The 23,159-nt window shown below is 67.8% G+C and carries 18 protein-coding genes; 5 read left to right on the forward strand and 13 right to left on the reverse strand.

All coding sequences use genetic code 11. From position 1 onward, the window contains the following. Positions 1 to 95: 95 nt before the first annotated feature. The 6 genes from GNX95_RS26580 to GNX95_RS26605 all read right to left on the reverse strand — a co-directional run bounded on the left by GNX95_RS26580 (position 96) and on the right by GNX95_RS26605 (position 8,545). The gene (locus tag GNX95_RS26580) at positions 96 to 1,328 is read right to left on the reverse strand and encodes a DUF2786 domain-containing protein (protein WP_163510282.1); all 1,233 of its coding nucleotides are present in this window, start codon (positions 1,326 to 1,328) and stop codon (positions 96 to 98) included. A gap of 72 nt (positions 1,329 to 1,400) precedes the next feature. Continuing rightward, a complete protein-coding gene (locus GNX95_RS26585; RefSeq protein WP_163510283.1) occupies positions 1,401 to 1,565 on the reverse strand; it encodes a ribbon-helix-helix protein, CopG family in 165 nt (54 codons plus the stop codon). Positions 1,566 to 2,539: 974 nt separating this feature from the next. Then, on the reverse strand, positions 2,540 to 3,130 hold the full coding sequence (locus GNX95_RS26590) for a GNAT family N-acetyltransferase (protein ID WP_163510284.1): 591 nt from the start codon (positions 3,128 to 3,130) through the stop codon (positions 2,540 to 2,542). Then, positions 3,127 to 4,605 (reverse strand): APC family permease, encoded by a 1,479-nt coding sequence (locus tag GNX95_RS26595; protein ID WP_222853967.1) that lies wholly within the window; start codon positions 4,603 to 4,605, stop codon positions 3,127 to 3,129. The genes GNX95_RS26590 and GNX95_RS26595 overlap by 4 nt, the downstream gene beginning before the upstream one ends. An 88-nt stretch (positions 4,606 to 4,693) precedes the next feature. Next, the gene (locus GNX95_RS26600) at positions 4,694 to 5,359 is read right to left on the reverse strand and encodes a GOLPH3/VPS74 family protein (RefSeq protein ID WP_163510286.1); all 666 of its coding nucleotides are present in this window, start codon (positions 5,357 to 5,359) and stop codon (positions 4,694 to 4,696) included. A 315-nt stretch (positions 5,360 to 5,674) separates the two neighbouring features. Continuing rightward, the gene (locus tag GNX95_RS26605) at positions 5,675 to 8,545 is read right to left on the reverse strand and encodes a penicillin acylase family protein (protein WP_222853968.1); all 2,871 of its coding nucleotides are present in this window, start codon (positions 8,543 to 8,545) and stop codon (positions 5,675 to 5,677) included. Between the two features lie 214 nt (positions 8,546 to 8,759). Between GNX95_RS26605 and GNX95_RS26610 the strand changes: the two genes are divergently transcribed. Then, a complete protein-coding gene (locus GNX95_RS26610; protein WP_163510287.1) occupies positions 8,760 to 9,758 on the forward strand; it encodes a glycoside hydrolase family 25 protein in 999 nt (332 codons plus the stop codon). Between the two features lie 98 nt (positions 9,759 to 9,856). Then, positions 9,857 to 10,618, forward strand: a complete 762-nt coding sequence (locus GNX95_RS26615; protein WP_163510288.1) for an alpha/beta fold hydrolase — start codon at positions 9,857 to 9,859, stop codon at positions 10,616 to 10,618. Here the strand turns inward: GNX95_RS26615 and GNX95_RS26620 are convergent. Next, positions 10,609 to 12,132 carry a fused MFS/spermidine synthase gene (locus tag GNX95_RS26620; RefSeq protein ID WP_222853969.1) on the reverse strand — a complete coding sequence of 508 codons (1,524 nt, stop codon included), beginning with the start codon at positions 12,130 to 12,132 and terminating at the stop codon, positions 10,609 to 10,611. The two genes, GNX95_RS26615 and GNX95_RS26620, sit on opposite strands and share 10 nt — an antisense overlap. A 145-nt stretch (positions 12,133 to 12,277) precedes the next feature. Here GNX95_RS26620 and GNX95_RS26625 point away from each other — a divergent pair, with 145 nt between their 5' ends. Beyond that, positions 12,278 to 13,030 carry an SGNH/GDSL hydrolase family protein gene (locus tag GNX95_RS26625; protein ID WP_163510289.1) on the forward strand — a complete coding sequence of 251 codons (753 nt, stop codon included), beginning with the start codon at positions 12,278 to 12,280 and terminating at the stop codon, positions 13,028 to 13,030. A 41-nt stretch (positions 13,031 to 13,071) separates the two neighbouring features. Here GNX95_RS26625 and GNX95_RS26630 read toward each other — a convergent pair whose 3' ends face one another. The 6 genes from GNX95_RS26630 to dxr form a co-directional block, all read right to left on the reverse strand. Then, positions 13,072 to 13,920, reverse strand: coding sequence for a hypothetical protein (locus GNX95_RS26630; RefSeq protein ID WP_163510290.1), 849 nt, complete (start codon positions 13,918 to 13,920; stop codon positions 13,072 to 13,074). Between the two features lie 70 nt (positions 13,921 to 13,990). Further along, positions 13,991 to 16,807 carry a type 1 periplasmic-binding domain-containing protein gene (locus GNX95_RS26635; RefSeq protein ID WP_222853970.1) on the reverse strand — a complete coding sequence of 939 codons (2,817 nt, stop codon included), beginning with the start codon at positions 16,805 to 16,807 and terminating at the stop codon, positions 13,991 to 13,993. Between the two features lie 72 nt (positions 16,808 to 16,879). Then, positions 16,880 to 17,722, reverse strand: a complete 843-nt coding sequence (locus GNX95_RS26640; protein WP_163510292.1) for a GNAT family N-acetyltransferase — start codon at positions 17,720 to 17,722, stop codon at positions 16,880 to 16,882. A gap of 23 nt (positions 17,723 to 17,745) precedes the next feature. Further along, positions 17,746 to 18,909, reverse strand: coding sequence for a flavodoxin-dependent (E)-4-hydroxy-3-methylbut-2-enyl-diphosphate synthase (gene ispG, locus GNX95_RS26645; RefSeq protein ID WP_222853971.1), 1,164 nt, complete (start codon positions 18,907 to 18,909; stop codon positions 17,746 to 17,748). A gap of 14 nt (positions 18,910 to 18,923) precedes the next feature. Further along, entirely contained in the window at positions 18,924 to 20,186 is a 1,263-nt protein-coding gene (locus tag GNX95_RS26650; RefSeq protein WP_163510293.1) for a M50 family metallopeptidase, read from the reverse strand. A gap of 3 nt (positions 20,187 to 20,189) precedes the next feature. Further along, positions 20,190 to 21,413: a 1-deoxy-D-xylulose-5-phosphate reductoisomerase gene (gene dxr, locus GNX95_RS26655; RefSeq protein WP_246281857.1), complete on the reverse strand. Its 1,224-nt coding sequence runs from the start codon at positions 21,411 to 21,413 to the stop codon at positions 20,190 to 20,192. A 340-nt stretch (positions 21,414 to 21,753) separates the two neighbouring features. On the opposite strand from dxr, the gene GNX95_RS26660 reads away from it, so the two are divergent. Both GNX95_RS26660 and GNX95_RS26665 read left to right on the forward strand, forming a co-directional pair. Beyond that, a complete protein-coding gene (locus GNX95_RS26660) occupies positions 21,754 to 22,716 on the forward strand; it encodes a trypsin-like serine peptidase (protein WP_163510294.1) in 963 nt (320 codons plus the stop codon). A 155-nt stretch (positions 22,717 to 22,871) separates the two neighbouring features. Next, complete coding sequence (locus GNX95_RS26665) at positions 22,872 to 23,099, forward strand: DUF2631 domain-containing protein (protein WP_246281771.1); 228 nt, start codon at positions 22,872 to 22,874, stop codon at positions 23,097 to 23,099. Positions 23,100 to 23,159: the final 60 nt, after the last annotated feature.

The following is a 23,159-nucleotide window of genomic DNA, read 5'->3' on the forward strand; positions in this document are numbered from 1 at the left end:
CAGCCTACGACCTGGAGGTCGCGCAGATCCGGGGTGTGGGTGAGAGTCGAGATCCAGCGTCGGCTGCCGCCCGCTCCCCCGATCTGCGCGACCTCTCACGTCAGGCTGGGCCTTTCCAGACCGAGGTGCGCCGCGTCGGCCGCCGCCCTGCCGGCACCCCAGCCGTCGCGGTTGCTCACGCTGATGTCCAGCGGCCGCAGCCGCGGATAATGCTCGGCCACCGCCGCGTCGATCGCCTCGCGGCGGCTGGCCAGCACCGGCAGCAGCTCGGTGCCGGTGACGACCTCCTCTGTCACCTGCTCGGCGGCCGCGGCCAGCCGCTCGCCGATCCGGCCGGCGTACGCGACCAGGAACGACTGCCGGAACGACCGCGTACGCGACTGGCCGGTGCGGGTGACGTGCCGGCCGGCGGTGACCATCGCCCTGGTCGCCTGCACGAGCAGCGAGGTGGCCAGCAACACCGTCGCCTCCACGTCGACCGGGTCGCCGACGATCTCGGCGAAGCCGAGCGACGCGGTCACCACCGTGCGGCAGCGGTTGGCCGAGGCGACCACGCCGACCAGGCTTGCTTTCGCGGTCAGGTAAGGGTTTTCCAGCCACATCCGATGGGTCGTGGTGGCGGTCGCGGCGCCGCGCTCGTACTCCACCATGGCGCGCGACAGCGCATAGCGGCTCATCAGCTGCTGCGCCTTCGCCGACAGGGCCTCGGCCTCCTCGTCGAACTCCGTCGACTCGGCCTTGGCCAGCAGGCCACGGACCCGGCCGAGGATCTTCTCGTCGACACCGGCCGGCGGCCGCGTACCGACGACCGCCTGGCCAGGCGGCGCCGCGATGACCGGCAGCTTCGGCAGCGAACGGCACAGCGCCAGCAGCTCGATGACGACCGCCACCGCGTCGGTCAACGTGCGGCCGTGGCGCGCGCACCAGGACGGCAGGTGCGTGGACCCGCGGCCCCACCACACCGTGGCATCCAACTCCCGGAGCTGACCGGTCCAGCGATCGTCCAGCGTCGCCGGCGCATGCCTGGCACACTCGGTCGCCACCGCGTCGGCAAGATAACTCGCCGCATGCCGATCGAGCCGCCGCCGGCTGATCTCCACCATGTCGACCGGCAGCCAACCGCAGGTCGCGAGCATGCGTACGCGCACGCCCAGCAGCCAGCCCACCGCCTCGTCGAGCACGCGCGGCTGGTCACAGCCGTGCGCCACCAACCGCGCCATGCACCGCCGCAGCACATCCGGCATCCCCGCGTACCGCTGGTCGCCGGCGTCCCCGATCAACCTAGCCGCCAGATCCACCGGCGACAGCCCACCGCTGTTGGTCGTCACTTGTTCCTCCTGTCCGACCGGCTGCTGACAAACTCCCAGCCTCCCGGCCACCCCCGACAGTTTCGGCGACCCCTACCCTTTCCTCTCCCGCCGGTCCAGGTATTCCTCCAAGGCTTCGGCCACCAGCGCCGAGAGCGAGGTGTCGACATCGATGGCGTGGTGTTTGATGCGGCGGATGAGAGGTGGGGGGAGGTAGACATTGAACTGGATCTTGGTGGGGGGTTTGGAGGTTGGCATGTCTAGGATGCTAGCAATCTAGGGGTAGGTGGTTGTGGCTGTTGGTTGGTGCGTTGAGGAGGTGATTGCGTCGCCGGTTTGGTTGCGTTGGTGAGGTGGTTGCGTCCTCATGTTCGTTGCGTCGAGGGGTGGTTGGGTCTCCATGTTTGTTGCGTGGATGGGTGGTTGGGTTTTTCGCCTGCGCGGCGGGCGCGCCTACGCGGCGAGCGACCTCAAGGGAGGGGGCGCGTGGCCGCCAATCGTGTGCATTGGGGGTGCGGGCGGCGGTTTGTGGGCGGAGCTGGGTTTTCTGGGCTTGCTCGTATGGGAAGCAACCCGTCGGCATGCATGCCATCACAGCGTCCCGAGTGGTGTTGGTGTGACTGGTGTGGCTGATAATGCGGGTGAGGCAGCTTGACTGCGTAATACTTGTTAAACAAGACATCAAAACGGACATTTGTTGCAGCCCAACAATCACAACAGCATTATCAGCCTCAATAGTCACACTCGCCACGGCCTCCGGTGATCGCGGCGGCATGAAAGCCTTGCTCCTTGCGTCCAACGCAAGAAACTCGACATTCACGCCATCCACGACCCTCACAAGCCGGACATTTAGCGCTCCACATGCCTTCGCATCCCACATAGTGGACCCTCCCGCCACAGACCGGGACGCCACCGCAGCTCCGGCGCCCCAGCCGCGCTCCTGGTTCGCACCCCGTACGAAACCGCACACGCCGCACTCAACCGGACCAACAGCGAACCCCGCGCGCCCCTCCCCTTGAGGTCGTCCTCCGCGCAGGAGCGCCCGCCGCGCAGGCGCACCACCCCCAAAAACGCAACAAAATGAAGGCGCCACCAGCCCCCCAGCCGCAACAACCAGGAAAACGCGACCACCTCACACGCAACAAAATTGAAAACTGAACCACTTCTCCGTACCACCAAACGGAAGCGGCGCCGACAACCGACGACGCCGCTTTCACCAAACACCAACAAAATCAGGCAGGGTCACGCCACATTGGGTACATCCGCTCGCCCTCGTACGGCAAATCCAGCGGTTCCGCGCAATCGACGAAACCGGCCCGTTCGTAGAAGCGGCGGCTGTTGGAGTTGCTTGCTTCCAGATACGCGGGTTTACCGGCCTTGTCGAGCGCATCGCACCACGACTGTAGCAAAACCGTGCCAAGACCCTTGTTCTGAAATTCTGGCATGACACCGAAAAGCGCACAGTATTCATGGTCACCGCGACCGGTTGGGTGCGCATGATGCATCGCTTCGTCGAGGCGCTGCACTCGTGGTGTCCACTCGCCGCACGCCTCGGCCAGGCGTGCGTCGTAGTCTTCCGGGTCCGGGCCTGGTACGACGAAGTTGACGACCACGCCGGACAGGTCGGGGCTCACCAGCACCTCGCCGTGCTCGATGGCGTGGTCGACGGCGATGCGGAAGTACGACGGGAAAATCCGGGCTCGCTCGGCGTCGTCGGGGACGAGCCATCTGGAGACGTCGAGATGATGGAAAGAGGTCGCGATGACCTGAGCGACCGCGGCGCTTTCGGTGGCGTCGGCGCGGCGTACGTCTATGTCGCTCACGCCGCACCTGCCTGACGGCGCGGCTGCGGGTCGGAGCCGAACGGATTGGCGTTGGCGCCGGCGCCGAGGCCGATCGCGTTGTAGACGCCGGGCTTCGACCGGCGCAGGAACAGGCCCCACACGATGCCGCCGATGCCAAGCAAAAGGTAGACGATCGGGAAGACGAACCGCAGCGGCGAGTCCGGCGCGCCAAGCAGGGCACCGAAATTCGACAGGATCAGGATGACGACCGTGATCAGACCGAGGGTGGCCAGGATCGGCGCCACGATCCGCTGCCAGACCGACTCGCCGTCCGGATTGCGGTTGAGGAAGCCGACAACGGCCATCGACGTGCACGTGACCAGGATCAGTACGCCGAATCCGCCAACGGTTCCCAGCGTGAAGAAGAAGTTCACCAGCGGGTCGCCGTTGAAGACCGCGAAACCGATGATGAGCAGCAGGCCGATCGAGCTCTGCATGATCGAGGCCATGTACGGCGCGTTGGTCCGTACGCTGGTGCGGCCGAGGAACGCCGGCAGCACCCGCTCACGACCGAGCGCGAAGGTGTAGCGCGAGCATGTGCCGTGGTACGACAGCGCCGCCGCCACCAGCGAGGTCATGAACAGAATCTGGCCGATGTCGACGGCGAGGGTGCCGCCGAGGTTCTGCGCGACGATCGCGCCCGGCAGCGCGCTCTGGTATTTCTCCGCCGCGGTGTGCAGGTTGTCCGGGCCGATCGCGACCGACATGGCCCACGCCGAAATCGCGTACAGAACCGCCATGACGACAAGCGAAAGGTAGGTCGCCGCCGGCACCGTACGGTCATGTTCCTTGGATTCCTCGGAGAAAACCGCCGCCGCCTCGAAACCGACGTAACCGGTCACCGCGATCGCGAACGCGATTCCCAGGCCTGCACCGGAAAGGCTGGCCGGCGACAAGGTTTCCAGGCTCACCGATCCCTTGAACGGATGCGCTACGTCGACGATGTCATAGATCACCACGACGATGACCTCGGCGATCAGCGCGACCGCCAACACCTTGGAGTTGAGGTCGACGCGAAGCACACCCATCACCGCGACCGCGGCCCAGGCGATCAGCGAGAAAACCCACCACGGCACGCTCGCGCCGGTCTTGTCGTGCACCAGCGTCGCCAGCGTGAAACCGATGCCGCCATAGGTGGCCCACTGCATCATCCCGTACGCGAAGAGAGCGATGAACGAGCCGCCCACCCCAAGCGGCTTGCCCAGACCCTTCGCGATGTAGGTGTAGAACGCGCCGGCGTTGCGGATCCGCCTGGCGACCGCGACGTACCCGACGCAGAACAGTGCGAGCACGACGGCGACGATCAGGAACGCCAGCGGCAGGCCCTTGATGTCGGTCACCAGCCAGCCGGTGGACACCACGCCGGCGATGACCGTCAGCGGCGCGGCGGCGGTGATGACGAAGAAAACCACGTGCATGATGCCGAGCCGGTTCGCGGCCAGCGATGACGACACGATGCTCGATCGTGTGCCGAGAGTTGGCGGAGATTGGGCCATCGTGGAGAGCTCCAGTGAACGAGGGTGGGTGTGGGGTTGGACGAGGTCAGTGCCGCATTCGCAGTACGGCCTCGCCGATGAGACTGTGCACGGTCGCGGTGATCTCCCGCAGGGACGGGTCGGCCTTGGCGAGAATGCCATGGACGAACTCGGAAATCCTGGGCCCGTCGTCCCAGAGGTCCAGTTGCAGCATGCCGACCGCGCCGAGCAGCCCGCCGAGGAAGATCTCTCCCCAGGTGGTCTGTCCGCGTTTGCCGGCCAGTGCCGCCTCCAGCCGGCCGGACCGCCAGAACGCTCCTTCCAGGTCGGTCGGCCGGTAGACGATCACGGTTTTGAGCAGCCGCCGGGTTTCCTGTGGCTCCAGCATGCCGTTGCGAACCAGCCGGTTGGTCACCGTCGTGGTCGCGTTCTGGCTCAGGTACGTAAGCCAGGTCCGCACGTCGTGGTGCGGCTCGGCGAGCATGTTCTCCAGTATTTCCAGCGTCGCCGCGTCGTCCGGAAGTTTTCCGGTCAGTACGTGGATGCGACCGTCGCGCACCTGGATGTTGCGGGACAGCACCAGCTCCCCCACCAGAGCGCCGGCCAGCCCGCAGTCCAGCGCGACGGGACTCACCCGCGGCTTGCCCGTGCGGTCATCGTGTGCGATGAACCACAGGTCGTCGGCAACCCGCAGATGTTCGGCCCACAGGCGCTGATCACGTCTCAGCGTCATGAGCTCTCCGGCATCAGTAGCGTCCAGCCTTTCTGCGAGCGCATTCGCGGCCGCAGTGGTCATCCCGTTGGCGCGAAGACGACACGTCCCCGACATCGAGGCGATCCGGTGCGCTTTCCCACCTGCCGGGTCGGAGGGCAACCAACCAAGATCGCTCGCGGAGACCATACCGTTACGGCGTTCGCTGGACAATATCGCTCGGCGACGAAAACAACACGGAGGTCCGAGGAAGTACGGCAACCTGCGGCGTTATCTTCTACACCGCACCGAAATTCGAACGCGCGTTCGAATTTCGGTGCGGATTTTCCCGCCGGCTCAACTACGTCCTGTAGGGAACTGGACTACTTGCTGATAGGTAGGACGGTTTTGCCAGCTGATTTTCCCGTCCGTGATGCCGCCCAGCGGCCGCTGGATGATCGAATCCGCGCACCACTGGTCGCCTGCCGAACAATCCGCGTCCGCCGCGTACACCTCGTTGGCCGGTTGCGCGGCTGCCTGTTTGAGGCTGGCGGTCAACGCCTGCCGACAGGCCGATAGTTCGCCGTTTCCGCAATAGGTCGCGCCCAACCGGCTCGGCAGCGGCTGACCGAGCACCTGGTGCAGGTCGGCGTTGACATAGCTCCACCAGCCGTACTGGAAGGAGGAACCCTTGTGCGGCTGGGCCTCGTTGAGGCTCCCGCCACCGCCGGCGTCGCCGTTTTGTTGGCCGGAGGGCGATTCGTTGATCTGCAGCGTACGCGCGAGCGCGTCGTACAGGCCGTCCCCCATTCCCGGGGCGAACTCGGCCTTGACCAGAAGTGGCCACCAGGCGTCCAAAATCCGGATCGCCTCGGCGTTCACATATTTGTGGCTGCCGTAGCTGGTCTCGACCCGCTTGGCGCCGGCCTGCTGCCAGGCACGCAGGGTGGCCACCGCCGCCGACACGTCCGGGTCGGTGATCGGCGCGCTGTCCAGCACCCGCAACAACACCGGCAGCACGTCCTCGCCGCGCAGGTCGGTCTGTGCCGCGTCCTGCATGGCTTTGGTCAGCGACACGCGTGTCACTTTCTGACCACTGGCCACCATTGCCTTGACACGACTGTCCAGCAGTGCCACCCGGTGCACCGAACCCTGGCCGTAATCGGCCACGGTGAATCCGGCCGCCTGCTTGTTGTTCCAGCTGACGAAGTAGTCCTGGTCGATCGCCTGCGGATGCTGCGCCGCCGGTGTGTACTGTGCCGTGTTGGTGTCCGGGTCCCAGCCCCGCCACTGGTACGCCGGCTGGCCCCACACCGGCAGGTTACCGTCCACATTGGACGGACGGACCGGGTTGTGGCCGGAGTTGAAGTAGGCGGTGTGCTTGGCGTCCACGTAGAACCAGTTGAAGGTGAAGTTGATGTCGCCGGCGGCCTGCTGGAAGGCCTGCGGCGAGGTGATCGCCGACGGGTCGTTGAACTGCATGAAACCCAGGATCGAGTCGGCCTCGTGCCGATAGCTGGACCGCAGGCTGGTGAAGGCCACCGGTTTCCCACCGGACAGGCCCCGATACGTGACCAGACCGTATTTCGTCCGATAGCGCACCAGGTCGTACGACCCGGCCGGCGTCGAGTCGGCCGTCGTGGGCGACCAGGCATTGTGCACCGCCAGCCGCTCCATCGGCGTGCACTGTCCGTTGTAGAGATAGGAAAGTGAGTCCTTCGTCGCCGGCTTGCCGTCCGGCTCACACAGCTCGACGGCGAAGGTGTCGGTCACGTCCTGGCCCGCCGAGGTGGCGCTCCACGAGTAGTCCTGGCCACGGCCGATCAACACATACATGCTGATGCCGGCAAAGGAAATGCCGCGCGCGCTGATGCCCGGCCCCTGCAGCTCCTGGAGCATCAGCAGCTGCGGCGCGAAATATCCGGTCTGCGGACCGTAGACGGCGATCGGATGGCCGCTGTCGGTGTACGCGCCGGAGACCACCAGCGCGTTGGACATGCTGTGTTTCGTACTGGCGACGAACCCAGGACCGAACACGCCGTCGTTGAAGATCCCCCTGGCCGGCGAAAGATCGCGCGGATCAGGCTTCTTGCCAGACTTCGGTTGCGTCGTTTTCGGGCGTACGGCCAGAGTTTTCGCCGTTGTCGCGGAGCCCTGCGGATTTTCCACGATCGGCTGCGCGGTCAGCGAGCCGCTGTCCGGCATCGCCGCGCCCACCGGGTTTGCCGGCGCCGCGCCGTACGGGAACTGCTGTCCATTGTGGACGGTGAGGACGGCGGACGGGTCGTTTTCCATCCGCAACGAGCGCCAGATCCGGTCGCCTTCGGCAACGCCATAACGTGCCCGCGCGGCCTGGCGCACCTGCGCCGAGGCGATCTCGTTTCCGCCACCTGTCCCGAAAAGAGCGCCGATGACCGCCGCGATCGCGATCATGTCGGTCGGCTTGAACGGCTCGATGGTGCCGGCGTTGGTGATGGCGTCCATGTGACCGGTCAGCACGTACTCGCCGGGAAAGTTGCGGTTGGCGACCGACTGCGAGATGTAGGCGTTGATGCCGGCGACATAATCCTTGACGTCCTGCAATGCCTGCTGTCCGCGCGCGGAGCCGGACGCGAGCCGGTCGATCTGGCTCTGCAGATCGGCTTCGGTGTAGGGCGCGCCAGCCCACAAACTCTGCTCGAACGACCGGTTTGCCGGTGCGCCGCCAGCAAAAGTCGTCAGCGTCGCGCGGCCGACATGGCGCAGCAGGTCCATCGTCCAGAGCCGGTCGGCGGCACCGGCATAGCCGGCGCCGAACTCGGTGCCGGAGCGCGTTGTGCCGGTGATGTGCGGGACGCCGGTCGCCTTGTCGCGCACGATCGTCACATCCGGCCGCGGCGAGACCGTACTGGCGACCTGGTCGGCCGGCACGCCGAAGGACGCGTCGTTGAAGAAGGTGTTGAGCTGTGCCGTGGTGAGTCCGGTGTATTGGCTCGCCAGCTTCGCGTACGGTCCGAGCTGGTCGTCGGTGTGCGGCGGCCGCGTGCCGATCGTCCGGTTGCCGAGGATGTCGAGCAGCGTCGCGTTGCCGTTTTCCCCCGGCGGCAGGACGTCGCCGCACTGTCCCTGGCAATAGTCGGTGACCGCCGCCGGCCTTTTCGCCGCGTCGGCCGGTGTGGTGGCCGGCATTCCGGCCGCCAGGCAGGCGACCGCCAGGGCCGCGATGAGCAGGATCCGCAGTCGGGTCACGAGCCGCCTCCTCGCCGGTTTCCGCACACCTTGCCACTCTGTGTGACCTAGCGCACACATCGTGCGGAGTTTGTCACTCTTCGCCGCGAAGGGTGGACAAGGCGGCAAGTTGGACGCCATGCGCGTCCAAGTCAAACCGGCCATCTCTGGCTCATGTCACTACTTTCTGCTATCGTACAACTACATTGCGTAATTGATGATGTGGAGGTGTGGCATGAGCCGACCAGTGGTCGCGAGAGGTCGCGACCTCTCGTCGTACGACAGCAACGTCAACTACGGCGCGTACGACTTCATCATCGGCAAGTTCACCGAGTCGGACAATTTCGTCTCGCCCGGCGCGCTGGACCGGGCCAGAGCGACCCGCGCGGCCGGCAAGGTCTTCTCCGCATACCACTTCGCCAGGCCGGGCAACGGTGCCGCGCAGGCCGATTTCCTGCTGTCGGTGGAAATGCCGAAAGCCGGCGACATGCCCGGCTGGCTCGACTACGAGGTGAGCGGTCTGGGCATCGGGTTCGTCAACGCCTTCAGCGAGCGCTATCACGCGCGCACCGGCTGGTGGCCCGGTGTGTACGCGAATCTCTCGACATTCCAGGGAGAACTGCAGTCCGGTCGTGGCTGGCGGCGACCCGGCCAGCGCCTGTGGCTCGCCCGCTATGGCGCCAACGGTCCGGGCGTCGCCTGCGACATCTGGCAGTACCAGGGCGGCCCGGACCTGAACGTCGCGTACACGCCGCTGCCGGAAATGGTCATCCAGTCCGCCGGAAGGAGCGCCGAAATGGCCATGGTGACACTGTCCGACGAACGGGTCGCGGTCGTCGTCCGCGGCACCGATCGCCGTCCGTACGTCCGCGTGCTCGGCAGCGACGGAGGCGCGCGCACCGATTGGCAACTGATCGCCGACGTCGTGCTCGGCTCGGCGGTGGGCGCGACCACTCGCGACGGCACCGGACTGGACATGGTGGCGCTGGACAGCGACGACCGCTCGGTGCTGTTCATGGCGATGGCCGACGCCGAGCGGCCGCAGGAGGTCTACGTGCAGGACCTGCAGGGCACCGGCACCGGTGGCGCGCCGGGCATCACCGCCGTCGACGGCAACCTGATCGCCTCGGTCGCCGGCGTGCTGCCGCGGACCGGCGAGGTCTATCTCAACCGGTGGGACCGCGCCACCAACACCTGGCGCGGCTGGTGGGACGCCACCGGCCAGGCCAGCTGAGGCGGAGGTGCACCATGTCCGCCCAGGCATTGTGACCAGGCACCGATGACTTTCGTCTTCCTCGGACGTCCAATGATGGACGTCTGAGAGGAGACAGGATGGAGAAGGTTTCATCGGCCGACGGCACGGTCATCGCGTACGAGCGCACCGGCAGCGGCCCGGCGTTGGTGCTGGTGACCGGCGCTTTCTGCGATCGCCAGTCGAGCGCCACGCTCGCCGAGAAGCTGACCGGCTACACGGTCTACCGCTACGACCGCCGCGGACGCGGCGACTCCGGTGACACGCAGCCGTACGCGACGCAGCGCGAGATCGAGGATCTGGCCGCGATCGTCGAGGCTGCCGGCGAGCCGGCATATGTGTTCGGTCACTCGTCCGGCGCCGTGCTGGCGTTGGAGGCCGCCGCGTACGGCGTACCGATGCGGCGGCTCGCCGTCTACGAACCGCCCTACACCGGCGGCGGCGAGCCGGCCGAGCCGACGGCCGCGCGGCTGGCCGAGTTGGCGGCGACCGGCCACCGCGACCAGGCCGCCGAGGAATTCCTGCGGCTGACCGGCATGCCGGCCGAGGTCGTCGGCCACATCAAGACCAGCCCCGGTTGGCAGCCGATGTTGGCGATCGCGCACACGCTGGCATACGACGTGCGGCTCTGCGACGACGGCTTGGTGCACGCCGACCGGCTGTCCCGGATTTCGGTGCCCACCCTGGTGATGGCCGGCGGCAACAGCGCTCCGTGGGCGGAGCAGGCCGCTGACGCGGTGGCCGCCGCGGTGCCCGGCGCGCGTACGCGCGTCGTCGACGGCCAGGACCACGGCGTCGCCGACGAGGTGCTCGTGCCGTTGCTCGAGGAGTTCTACACGTAACGGTAGGTGGTGATCAGCTGGTCGACCGGCGCGCGGTCATCGGTGAGTGGCCTCGCGTCGCCGACCAGCGCGGCGAGCTGTGGCGCGCTCGCCACGTCGTCCGGCTCGCCGCGTTTCGCGCCGGCGGCGAGCAAAGTCTGCCGGTCGGGCAGGTCGCCGGCGACGATGACGAAGTTGCCACCTTCCTTGCCGTGCAGCGCTTTGCGGGTCCCCATCACCGTGACCGTCCCGAAAACCGCGCGTACCGTCGCGATTTCGGCCCCCAGCAAGGAAAGGGGCGGCAGGTCGATGACGTTGAGGACATAGACCCCGCCGGGACGCAGCACCCGGCGCACTTCGGCGGCGAACTCCTTCGTGGCCAGGTGCCACGGCACCGCGGTCGAGCCGAACGCGTCGCCGACCACCAGGTCATAGCCGGCGGCCGGCTCCGACCGGATGCTGACCCGCGCGTCGCCGACCCGCACCTGCAGGCTGTCGGACGTGCGCAGACCGAGCCGTTCGCGGCCGAGCCGTACGACCACCGGATCGACCTCTAGCACGCGGCTCGTCGACCCCGGCCGGGTGGCCGCCAGCCAACGCGGCATGGTGAAACCACCACCGCCGATGTGCAACGCACGCAACGGTTTTCCGACCGGCGCCATCGCGTTGACGACATCGCCATATCGTTGGGTGTACTCAAAACCGAGATAGCGATAGTCGTTGATGTCGACGTACGAATGGCGCGCGTCATCGAGCCAGAGCGTACGGCCACCAGGGCGCTGTGGATCATCGGTGACACGAGCGCAGTAGTAAGCCGTTTCGTAGTCGCACGGCACCGGCAGCGCCGCCGCACCACCGACTGCCAGCAACAGCACCAAAACCACGCCGACGACGGCTTGTTTGGTTGCCAGCCAACGTGATCCGACCAGCTGCCAGATCCCCATCGCGACCAGTACGACGCCGGTGCCCACCAGGATCACCGACACCGGCAGCGTCGCGAGCAGGACGTAACCGGTGAGGAACGTGCCGGCGAGGCCGCCGACCGTACCGAAAGCGCTGAACCGGCCGACAACCGTGCCGCTGTCTTTCAGTGTCCACAGCTGGGTTTTCACCACCACCGGACTGATCGCGGACAGCACCGCCACCGGCAACGCGGCCGCCAGGCCGATCAGAATGATGCTGCCGGCCGGACCGGTGTCGCGTACCAGCGGACCCACGGCCAGCACGATCGGCTTGCTGGCCAACACCAGCACGCCGCCGAGCGCCAGCAGCGGACCGATGATCGCCTTCGCCGGCCAAGTGTCCGCGGCCCAGCCGCCGAGGTTGGCGCCGAGCGCGATCGCCGCCAGCGTCACGCCGATGGAGGCCGTGTAGGTCTGGAAGGTGTTGCCGACGTACGGCGCCGCGAGCCGTACCGAGATCAGCTCAAGGACCAGCACCGCGGCGGCGGACACCACCACCAGCGCGATGGCCCACCAGCGTGCCATCACCGGCGTGCCTTCGGCGACCGCCACCTTCTCGCGAGTCTGCTGCATAGCCGCCATCTTGCCGAGCGGCCGCCGACGCACGGCAGACGGCCTGGAGACTACCTATTTATGTCCGCAAAATTGTGGCTTGGCCGGCTCTGAATCGAAGAGCCCGTGATAAGGGTTTGCGCACACTTCGTACGAGGGAGCCCCCATGTCCATCGCTGGTACGTTCCGTACGCTGGCGGCCGCCTGTCTGGCCGCGGCGGGGTTGGTCGCGTTCGCCGGTCCCGTGCAGGCGGCCACGAACTATGTCGCGCTCGGCGACTCCTACTCCTCCGGCACCGGAGCCGGCACCTGTGGCCGTACGACGACGGCCTATCCGGCGGTCTATGCCGACAAGACCGGCGCGACGCTGAACTTCCAGGCCTGCTCCGGCGCGAAGACCGGCGACGTACTGAACAACCAGGTCGGTGCGCTGACCGCGAGCACCAACCTGGTGTCGATCACCATCGGCGGCAACGACGCCGGCTTTGCCAACATCCTCATCTCGTGCCTGCTCGGCGGCGACTCCGGCTGCAAGTCGGCGACCGACCGGGCCAAGACCTACATCCACGACACGCTGCCGGGACAGCTCGACCAGGTCTACGCGGCGATCAGGAGCCACGCGCCGAACGCGAAGGTCGTCGTGCTCAGTTATCCGCACATCTTCACGCTCGCCGCGTCGTGTCCCGGCCAGCCGTCGCAGACCTCACGCGGCTATGGCAACTCGGTCGCCGACGCGCTCGCCACGACGACGCAGTCTTCGGCCGCCAAGGCCGGATTCACCTTCTCCGACGCGCGTACGACCTTCGCCGGACACGAGATCTGCTCCAGCGACCCGTACCTCGACGGCGGCAACTACCACCCCAACGTGAATGGCCACGCCAAGGGTTACGTACCGGCGCTGGAAGCCGGCGTCGGCTGATCTCGCGCGCCGGCTCTCCACTGCGGAGAGCCGGCGCGTTCTCAGCTGTCGAGATCGGCCAGGCTGGCCGCGTTCATCGCCGTGCGGAACGCCACTTCGGGATCGCCTTCGGCCAACCGGCCGGCGATGCGATCGATCCGCGGGTCGTCACCGAACCGCGACCGCAACATGATGCCGACCATTTTGGCCCCACCACGGGCTTCGCCGAGCGCCACACCGCGTGCCTCACCGTCCGCGTGCGCCTGGATGATGCCTGGCGACGGCGGGAACTCACTCAGGTCGAACGGCATCCGAGCTTCCCTCCCGGTCGCGGTGACCACGTCGAGCGGCAAGCATATCCGCGCGAGCGTCTCCGCGATTTCCATCAATGTCTTGGTATGCGGCGCGCCGGACTTCGCGATGGCTTCCAACGCGTCGCGCAACAACTGGCGACGGCCGCCCCGCGAACACTTCGCCAACACGGCCAACGGAGCCGCGGCCGGCCGCAGCAACAACTCGGCCGGGTCGCATTCGCGGAGCTTGATGACGTGGAAGTGCACCGTGAGCGCGTCACGCCGAAACTCCTCCTCGATCTCTCCCGCGCCGAGCAGCAGAATGAACTGCTCGATGCTGAAACCCGGAAAGCGCTGCCCCGCTCGAGCCAGGTATTCGACCATGCGCGCCGCGGCGTTTCGGTCGCCGCGACGAAAGAACTCGATGTGCGCCAACCGCCGGTCGCCGATCCGCACCAACAGGTCGACCCGCTGGCCGTGTGCCGGCAACTCCTCCGACTCCGCGACCACGTCGACCGGCGAACCCAGACCAAGCCACTGGCAGATGTCGCCGAGATGGTGCGCCGTCAGCCGCTTCAACGCGTTGTCGTAGATCGGTCCCGGCTGCTGTTCCCCCATGTGCCACCTCCTGCGATTGACGCTAGGAAGCGGGTCTGACAGAAATCGTGAGGAGCGTTGGATGGCGCGCCTACGGGCCGGCCGGACACCAGGACGCGGCTGGGATGCCGGTAGCGGTGCCGCAGAAGGCCTGAATGGTCGGCAGCACTTCGCCGTTCTCAACGCGCATGATCGCGATCGGCTTGTTGAGCGGTACGTGCCGCGCGATGTCGCCGCCGTAGTCGATCGCACCGGTAACGCCGTCGATGTGCTTGTTGATCTGCGCCGCCGCCGCAGACGTGTGGATCGCGGTGATCTCCCGCCAGACCGCACCGGGACTCACCGGGATGTCCGCGGACGACTCGCGCAGATACGCCGTGGCGCTGATAAACACCAGCGACGCGTCGTACGCCAGCGCGGCGTGACCGTCGAGCGACCGGCCGTCGGCGGAGTCCTCGAAGCCGAACATCTCGTTGAGCCCCAGGTAGAAGTCCCTTGCGACTCCGCGCGCCTGCGCGACCGGCGCCGGTGCCGCGGCGAACGAGGCGTAGTAGTACGGCAGGGCGCGGTTCTGTCGCCGTGTCGGCTGGTCGGCGACATAACGCGAAACGTCGTCGTCGCCGATGATCGTGGCGTCGCTGCCGCACAAGGCGGCGGCGCTGACAAAGTCGCCGAAGTCGGGGACGCCACGGCCGGCGAAGAAGACGACACCGCCGTACGAGCAGGTGGCGCGGCCGGCCGCCGCGGCATTGCCGAACAGCGGCTCCGCGTAGTGGACGTGCGCGGGATCCGCGCTGCCTGGGTCATTGGGCCGGAACGCCGCAGCGCTGACCGGAATCCCTCTCCGCCGCAAGGCTCGAAGCAGGTCCTCGCGAAGGTTGCTGCTGTATTTGTCGCTTCCGTCGTCAGAGTAGTAAACGCGTGCTGACGGCAGCTTCGGCTGCCGCTTGACGAACTCCGCGACCACCTCGGCCTCGCGCTGGTTTTGCGGCGCCACCTGGAAATACAGCGGGCTCTGACCGGCCAGCTCGTCGGCCGAGAGGGTCGAGGCGACCATGGGAATGCCGGCGTCGGTGATGGCCTGGATCGTGTCGCTGGTGGCGTTGCTGCTCATGTCCAGGCCGACGACTCCGACAATGCCGCGATCCCGCGCCGCCATCACGGCGAGCTGGCGGGCGACCCGTACACCTTCCCGCATGCCGCGACCGGCGTTCGCGACCAGTACGCGGACGATCGGATCGGCGGTCCCCCGCGCGACCAACTGGCGCCGCTGCGCCACCGCGACGCCTTCCAGCCCTTCCCGCGCCGCGGTCAGACCGTCGGCCGTGCCATTGGACGAGGTCAAGGCCTGCAGGCTGACCAGGGTGATGTACGGCCGCGCGGGATACGCGTCATGGAGTTGCGCCGCCTGCCTGTTCTGGTCGGCGATCCGATCCTCGACCTGCCGGATGTGATCGTTGGACGGTTGGAACATCGGGAAGGTGCCGTCGGCGACTCCGACGCACTCGAAGCCGGTCCAGGTCACCGAGTCGATCAGCGATCCGCAGTGGCTCTGCCGGGTCGCGGCCACCGCGTACGCACCACCGCCGACAACACCGCCAAGGAGGATCGCCGCCATGCTCAGCCGCATCCACCGCCTGGTCCACAGGAGCGGCCTGTCCAGCTGGTAGTCGCCGTGGTAGCCGCCGAGCGAATTCCACGCGCTGACGGCGACGGCCGGATCGGGAAGGTCCATGGTGTCGATCCGCAGTGGGAGAAACCAGGTGATCTTCCGGCGCGCCAGCCGGTCGATCGGCAGCGCCGCCTGCCAGCTACGGTAGGCCGTACCGGCGGCATCGGCTGTGGACTTCAGCCGGGCTCCTCGCACGGGGGCGGAAAGCACCGCCCGCACCGGCGGCGGATACTCGGATCCGCTGGTGATCAGCAACAACGGGTCGAAGTCGCCGAGTTGGTTGCGCACGGCGTTCACCAGCCGGAGCAGTTCGTAGCCGCCGTTGTCGGCGTCCGCTCCGTCGAGTAGGAGCATCGGATAACCCATGCGGCGCTTGCGCCAGACCTTCCAGAGACCGATCCGGTACGCCCGCCGCAAGTCCTCCAGGAACGCGTTGACCAGCAGCCGGCAGACGTATTCGGGATCCTCTTTCTGCCAGTGACCGTCGGTGAGGCGACGACCGAACCGCAGGAAGTTCCGGCCGGACAGCTTCGGCGCCAAATGCGGTTGGCGGACAAACCAGCGGTATTTCCCGGAAATGACAGGCACCCGACCGGGCACGGTGATCCAGAACCAGAGCAGGCTCACCACGAAGCAAAAGAAGAGAAACAACCGCAGCACCGGCGGCGCGTCCGGCAGCGAGCCGTCGATTTCTTGGACCGCGTGCCGAAAACGATGGTGCAGGCTGATTTTCTGGACGCGGAAAGCCAACGTCCGGTCCGGATGCTGATCGCCGTCGTCGATGCGCTCACCCATGAGCCACACCAGCAGCGTGAAGAGCGGAAAGCGCGGCAGCCGGCCACCGGTCGACTGCTGCACAAGACCTTTGCGTGCACTGACGAGGATGTCGCGTACGGGCTCGACATAGCCGTGCCGGCGAACCGGCGTCGGCTGCACCGCCAGATCGCGATAGACGTACGGCGTGGGTTCGGGCTCCGCGCTCTCGTGGAGCAGCTCGCAGATGACCTGGAGGGCCGGAAACCGGGCCCGGTCGGCGTTGACCAAGCAGAGCATTGGCAGTCCACGAGACCCGTCGACGTCCACCGGGTTGCGACGCCTCCAGCGCACCTCGGACTCGTGCAACTGCCGGGCCGGATCACCCGCCCTCGGTCGTTGCCGCAGCGCTCCGACGAGCTTCACCAGCTCGACAGCGCCCTTGAAAAGTAGTGGACCGGTTTTCCCCTCTTGCCCCCGCAACGTAGAGACCATGGCGCATCATGACACGCCGCGTCGGGACCGCTCCCCGAAGTCTGCGAACTGCGGCCGCGATCAGAACAGCACCGAGGCGAAGGTGCCGACCTGGCGGAAGCCACACCGCGCGTAGACGCGGCGGGCGGCGTAGTTGAAGTCGTTGACGTAGAGGCTCACGACCGGGGCGACCCGGCGCAGTGCGTGGTTGACGACGGCGGACATCGCGGCGGTGGCGATGCCTTCGCCGCGGCGCTCGGGGTGGACCCAGACGCCCTGGATCTGGCAGCACGACGAGGTGACCGCGCCGAGCTCGGCCTTGAAGACCACCGCGCCGTTCTCGACGCGTACGTACATCCGGTTGGCGGCGATGGCGCCGGCGACCCGGCCGCGGTAGTGCGCGCCGCCGTCGCGACCGATCGGCGAGACGCCGACCTCCTCGTGGTACATCGCCACGCAGGCCGGCAGCACCAGATGCATGTCGGCCGGCTCGGCCAGCCGTACGGTCGGGTCCGGCGACACCGGCGAGGGTCTGTCGGTGGCCAGCAGAGGTTGGCAGGCCCGAATGTCACGCGCCGGTCCCCAGTGCGGCCGCAGCGTCCCCCACAGCTCCAGCACGCTGTCCGCCTCGCCGAGGATCGACGAGCAGATCCGGCCCTGCATCAGCGCGCGGTCGGCGAAGGCACGCAGGTCGGCCGTGTCGGTGCCGAACGGCACCAGGTTGCCGCTGGACAGGCAGATGGCCCGCAGCTGCCGGCCGCGCCACGACCCCCACAGTTGCGCGCCGAGATGTTGCTCGGCCAGGCCGGAGGTGGTGAGCTTGGCCGCCACCACCGCGCCGCCCACCGGGTCGCGCTCCAGCAGCGAGCGTACGGCCGGCAGGTCGGGGCCGGTGAGTACGCTCGCGCGCTGCCTGGTCAGCATCACCGCAATCTATCGCGAGGCGGTTATTTCACCTCTACGACAGGCGCGAGTCCGCGCAGCTCCTCGGGCAGCTCGGTGCCCATCTCCTCGGCCAGCCGCAGAGCCTCCTCGATCAGGGTCTCCACGATCTGCGACTCCGGTACGGTCTTGATGACCTTGCCCTTGACGAAAATCTGGCCCTTGCCGTTGCCGCTGGCGACTCCGAGGTCGGCCTCGCGGGCCTCACCTGGACCGTTCACGACACAGCCCATAACGGCCACCCGCAGCGGCACCGGCAGGCCCTCCAGACCGGCGGTGACCTGGTCAGCGAGCGTGTAGACGTCGACCTGCGCGCGGCCGCACGACGGACACGACACGATCTCCAGGCCGCGCTCGCGCAGGCCGAGCGACTCCAGGATCTGCGAGCCGACCTTGACCTCCTCGACCGGCGGCGCGGACAGCGACACGCGGATCGTGTCGCCGATCCCCTCGGCCAGCAGCGCACCGAAGGCGACCGACGACTTGATGGTGCCCTGGAAGGCCGGACCGGCCTCGGTCACGCCGAGGTGCAGCGGATAGTCGCACTGCGCGGCCAGCTGCCGGTACGCGTTGATCATCACCACCGGGTCGTGGTGCTTCACCGAGATCTTGATGTCGCGGAAGCCGTGCTCCTCGAACAGCGAGCATTCCCACAGCGCCGACTCCACCAGGGCCTCGGCGGTGGCCCGGCCGTACTTCTCCAGCAGCCGCTTGTCCAGCGAGCCGGCGTTGACGCCGATCCGGATCGGCGTGCCGGCGGCGCTGGCCGCCTTGGCGATCTCGGCGACCTTGTCGTCGAACTGCTTGATGTTGCCGGGGTTGACGCGTACGGCCGCGCAGCCGGCGTCGATCGCGGCGAACACGTACTTCGGCTGGAAGTGGATGTCGGCGATCACCGGGATCTGCGACTTCTTGGCGATCGCCGGCAGCGCCTCGGCGTCGTCGGCGCTCGGCACCGCCACCCGTACGATCTGGCAGCCGGCCGCGGTGAGCTCAGCGATCTGCTGCAGCGTCGCGTTGACGTCGGCGGTCAGCGTGGTGGTCATCGACTGGACGCTGACCGGCGCTCCGCCGCCGACCAGCACACCGCCGACGTTGAGCTGGCGGCTCGCCCGGCGCTTGGCCAGGGTCGGCGCCGGCGGCGCCGGCATCCCCAGGTCAATGGACACGAGAACGACTCCCTTTACTGGAAGATCTGGATCGGGTTGACGATGTCGGCGGCGATGGTGAGTACGCCGAACACCAGGAGCACGAGCACCACGGCGTAGGTCAGCGGCATCAGCCGGGCGTAGTCGACCGCACCGGGGTCCGGCCGGCCGCGCCGGTTGGCCCACCAGGACCGGATCCGCTGGAACCACGCGACGACCACATGGCCGCCGTCCATCGGCAGCAGCGGCACCAGGTTGAAGATGCCGATGAAGATGTTCAGGCTGGCCAGGATCGACAGGATCAGCGGCAGGCCCTGCTGGCCCTGGCTCTCCAGCGCCTCGCCGCCGAGCCGGCTCACGCCGACCACGCTGACCGGGCCGTTCATGTCGCGGTGCGCGCCGGTCAGCGAGGCGATCAGGTTGGGCACCTTCTGCGGGATGGTGCCGAGCGCGGCGAACGTGCCGGTGAAGACCATGCCGGTGATCTGCGCGGCCTTGCCGGCGCTGCCGATGGGGCCGTAGTACTCGGTCTTGTCCAGGTTGCCGTAGAGGCCGATGGTCGGCGTCGGCTGCGCCGGCGCGCCGGCCTTGGCGCCAGGTGGGGTGCGCTGCGCGCTGATCAACGTGACCTTGCTCGAGACTGTCTTGCCGGCGCGCTCGTACGTGATCGGCACCGGACCGGTGGTCGGTGCGCTGCGCAGCGCCTGCTGGAAGGCCGCGTACGTCGGCGTCGCGACGTTGTTGACCGAGAGGATCCGGTCACCGCCCTTCAGCCCGGCCGCGGCCGCCGGGCTGGCCGGGTCACCGGCCTTGCAGGGGCGCAGCGCGCCACTGCTGTCGACCTCGTTCTGGACCACGACGCAGGTGGCGACCGACTTGACCAGCGCCGGCGCCTTGTCCGGCGCCTGCTGGACGGTGATGCCGTACACGCCGACGGTGATCCACAGCAGCACGAAGGCGATCAGAAAGTGGGTGAGCGAGCCGGTGACCAGCACGATGGTGCGCTTCCACACCGGCTGCCGGATGAACGAGCGGTGCTTCTCGTTCTCCGGCATCTCCTCCTCTTCCTCCGGCGTCATGCCGGAGATCTTGCAGTAGCCGCCGAACGGCAGCATGCCGATGCCGTACTCGGTCTCGCCGCGGTGAAAGGACCACAGCTTCGGGTTGAAGCCGACGAAGTACTTGGTGACCTTCATCCCGAACATCTTCGCGGTGAGCATGTGGCCCGCCTCGTGCACGCAGACCGAGATCAGGATGCCGATCGCCACCAGCACTACACCGAGTACATAAGCCCACATGCGCTATTGGTCTCCGGTCCTCATGGTCCTGCCGGTGAGCTCGCGAGCCCGCTTACGAGCCCAGTCCTCGGCCGCCAGTACGTCGTCCACGTCGGTCGGCTCCGCGCTGCCCAGGGTGGCCCGCGGTGCCTCGTCCAGTATTGCCGCAACAGTGTCCACGATGCCGGTGAACGGCAGGCTTCCGGACATGAACGCGCCGACGCACTCCTCGTTGGCCGCGTTGTAGACGGCCGGCAGCACTCCGCCGGCCTGGCCGGCGGCGCGGGCCAGCGACACGGCCGGGAAGCGCTCGTGGTCCAGTGGCTCGAACCGCCAGCTCTGCGCCCGCGTCCAGTCCAGCGGCACGATGGCCCGCGGGATGCGGTCGGGCCAGCCGAGCGCCAGGCTGATCGCCAGCCGCATGTCCGGCGGGTTGGCCTGCGCCAGCGTGGAGCCGTCGGTGAACTCGACCATGGAGTGCACGATCGACTGCGGATGCACGACCACGTCGATCTGCTCGTACGGCACGCCGAACAGCTCGTGCGTCTCGATGACCTCCAGGCCCTTGTTGACCAGGGTCGCGCAGTTGATCGTGATGACCGGCCCCATGTCCCAGGTCGGATGGGCCAGCGCCTGCTCGACGGTGACGCCGGCCAGCTCGTCGCGCGTGCGGCCGCGGAACGGGCCGCCGCTGGCCGTCACGATCAGCTTGGCGACCTCGGCGCGGCTGCCGCCGCGCAGGCACTGCGCGAGCGCGGAGTGCTCGGAGTCGACCGGCACGATCTGGCCTTCGCCAGCCACCCCGCGTACGAGCGGACCACCGGCGACCAGGGACTCCTTGTTGGCCAGCGCGAGCGTACGGCCGGCCCGGAGTGCGGCAAGCGTCGGCCGCAGGCCGATCGAGCCGGTGATCGCGTTGAGCACCACGTCGCACGGCAAGGCGGCCAGCTCGGTGGCCGCGTCGGGGCCGGCGATGATCTTCGGTACGGCGAACTTGCCGGACTCGTAGCCACTCGCCGCGGCCGCCTTGTAGAAGGCCAGTTGGAGGTCCTGCGCCATGGTCGCGCGAGCGACCGCGACGACGTCGACCTTGAGCTCCAGCGCCTGCGCGGCGAGCAGCTCGACGTTGCCGCCGCCGGCGGCGATGCCGACCACCCGGAACCGGTCGGGGTGGCGCCTCATCACGTCGATCGCCTGCGTACCGATGGAGCCGGTCGAGCCGAGCAACACCACCTCGCGAACCGTCACCGCTCCATTGTCCCGCACCGCCCGGCGCGACGCTGGCGCGGCCGCCGGAGGGGTCGGCTGGGTCACGTCGACGGCGGTCACCAGGCCGTTCACCTCTCCTCCACGCCGGTTGCCGGACGGTGGGCCGGACCGCGTACGATTGCCGCCAATTGCCGACACCAGCGGTAAACCTCAAGGAAACCATAAGATTTCCGTAAATAGCGCGCCGATGTGGACAATTAGCCACGGACCCCCTTAACGTATCGCCACGCGAACGGCCGGGATAGGACTTTTGTTGCCTCCCACCCGGCTGTGATCTGTCCCGCGCGTACAACGGCGCCACCACCTGCGAAAGGCCGGTATGAAGAAGCTCTCCCGTTCCCTGGTCGCGCTCGCCGCCGCCGGTGCGCTGGTCGTGCTGGCGGCGCCGGTGGCCTACGCCGGTGTGCTCGGCGGCCACCATCCCAGCGAACCGGCCGTGGACCTGGGTGAGGTCGTGTCGACCGCACTGCACAGCGACGCCACTTACTGGACACCGCAGCGGATGCGCAAGGCCAAGCCGGCCGACGTGCTGGCCCGGCGCGCGTACGACCGGCAGCGCAAGGCCGGCCTGCTCGGCGGCGTCGGCGACCTGGTCGGCACGCCGTTCAGCCTGCCCTCGACCAAGGCGGCCGCACCGGGGATCGCGCCGGTGGCGCACGTCGGCAAGGTGTTCTTCACCTTCGGCGGCGTCGACTACGTGTGCTCCGGCAACTCGGTCAGCAGCCGCAACCACGACGTGGTCGCCACCGCCGGCCACTGCGTCAACGAGGGTCCCGGCGCCTACGCGTCGCACTGGACCTTCGTCCCCGGTTACGACGACGGCAGCGCGCCGTACGGCAAGTGGACGGCGCGCAGGCTGGTGACGACCAGCCAGTGGGCCAAGAAGGGCGACCTCAACTTCGACACCGGTTTCGCCGTGCTCGCGACGCGGAGCGGCCGGCACATCGGCACGGTGGTCGGCGGCTCCGGCGTGGCGTTCAACCAGCCCAAGGGCCAGACGTACACGCTCTACGGCTATCCGGCGGACAGTCCGTTCGACGGCGAGAAGCTGCAGAAGTGCACCGGCAAGGCGGTCAAGGACTCCTACGGCAGCGCGGACCAGGGCGTCACGTGTGACATGACCGGCGGCTCGTCCGGCGGCCCCTGGCTGGTCGGCAGCGGCTCGCGCGGCACCCAGCAGTCGGTGAACAGCTTCGGCTACGACTCCGACCCGGACCGGATGTACGGACCGTACTGGGGAAGCGCCATCCAGGGCTCGTACAACTCGGCTAGCGCCGGTTGAACCGGCCACGGACGAACATGTAGGCCATCAGCAGGCCGAAGACGACGAGCAACACGATGAGCACGATCTTCACCACCCCGGCAGCATAGTCGCCGGCGGCCGTGCCAGACTTTGCGCAGGATGCCTTCGCGGCCTGCATAAGGAGGATGTTGCACGTGGCGGAAGAGGAGATGGTCACCTCCCCCGACCAGCACAAGCCTGGCCCGAAGAAGGCGGCCCGCATCGGCCTGCTCGTCGTCGCGGTGATCCTGCTGCTGATGAACTTCGGCAACCACCGCGGCCACGTCGAGGATCTCTGGCTGTGCGGCATCGCGGCGGGCCTGATCGCGATCCTCCTGGTCGACTGGGCCCTGCGCAAGAACGGCCTCAAGCGCGACAGCTAGTACGACAAAACCGCAGGGACCCCTTACGTCGCCAAGGGGTCCCTGCGGTTTTGTCGTACG

This window comes from Fodinicola acaciae (assembly GCF_010993745.1).
Lineage (GTDB): Bacteria > Actinomycetota > Actinomycetes > Mycobacteriales > HKI-0501 > Fodinicola > Fodinicola acaciae.

Bases quoted from the DNA above. Each gene is read 5' to 3' on its own strand.
- GNX95_RS26610 (WP_163510287.1), top strand. From the start codon at position 8,760: ATGAGCCGACCAGTGGTCGCGAGAGGTCGCGACCTCTCGTCGTACGAC.
- GNX95_RS26625 (WP_163510289.1), top strand. From the start codon at position 12,278: ATGTCCATCGCTGGTACGTTCCGTACGCTGGCGGCCGCCTGTCTGGCC.
- GNX95_RS26660 (WP_163510294.1), top strand. From the start codon at position 21,754: ATGAAGAAGCTCTCCCGTTCCCTGGTCGCGCTCGCCGCCGCCGGTGCG.
- GNX95_RS26615 (WP_163510288.1), top strand. From the start codon at position 9,857: ATGGAGAAGGTTTCATCGGCCGACGGCACGGTCATCGCGTACGAGCGC.
- GNX95_RS26640 (WP_163510292.1), bottom strand. From the start codon at position 17,722: ATGCTGACCAGGCAGCGCGCGAGCGTACTCACCGGCCCCGACCTGCCG.
- GNX95_RS26650 (WP_163510293.1), bottom strand. From the start codon at position 20,186: ATGTGGGCTTATGTACTCGGTGTAGTGCTGGTGGCGATCGGCATCCTG.
- GNX95_RS26600 (WP_163510286.1), bottom strand. From the start codon at position 5,359: ATGACGCTGAGACGTGATCAGCGCCTGTGGGCCGAACATCTGCGGGTT.
- GNX95_RS26585 (WP_163510283.1), bottom strand. From the start codon at position 1,565: ATGCCAACCTCCAAACCCCCCACCAAGATCCAGTTCAATGTCTACCTC.
- GNX95_RS26620 (WP_222853969.1), bottom strand. From the start codon at position 12,132: ATGCAGCAGACTCGCGAGAAGGTGGCGGTCGCCGAAGGCACGCCGGTG.
- GNX95_RS26630 (WP_163510290.1), bottom strand. From the start codon at position 13,920: ATGGGGGAACAGCAGCCGGGACCGATCTACGACAACGCGTTGAAGCGG.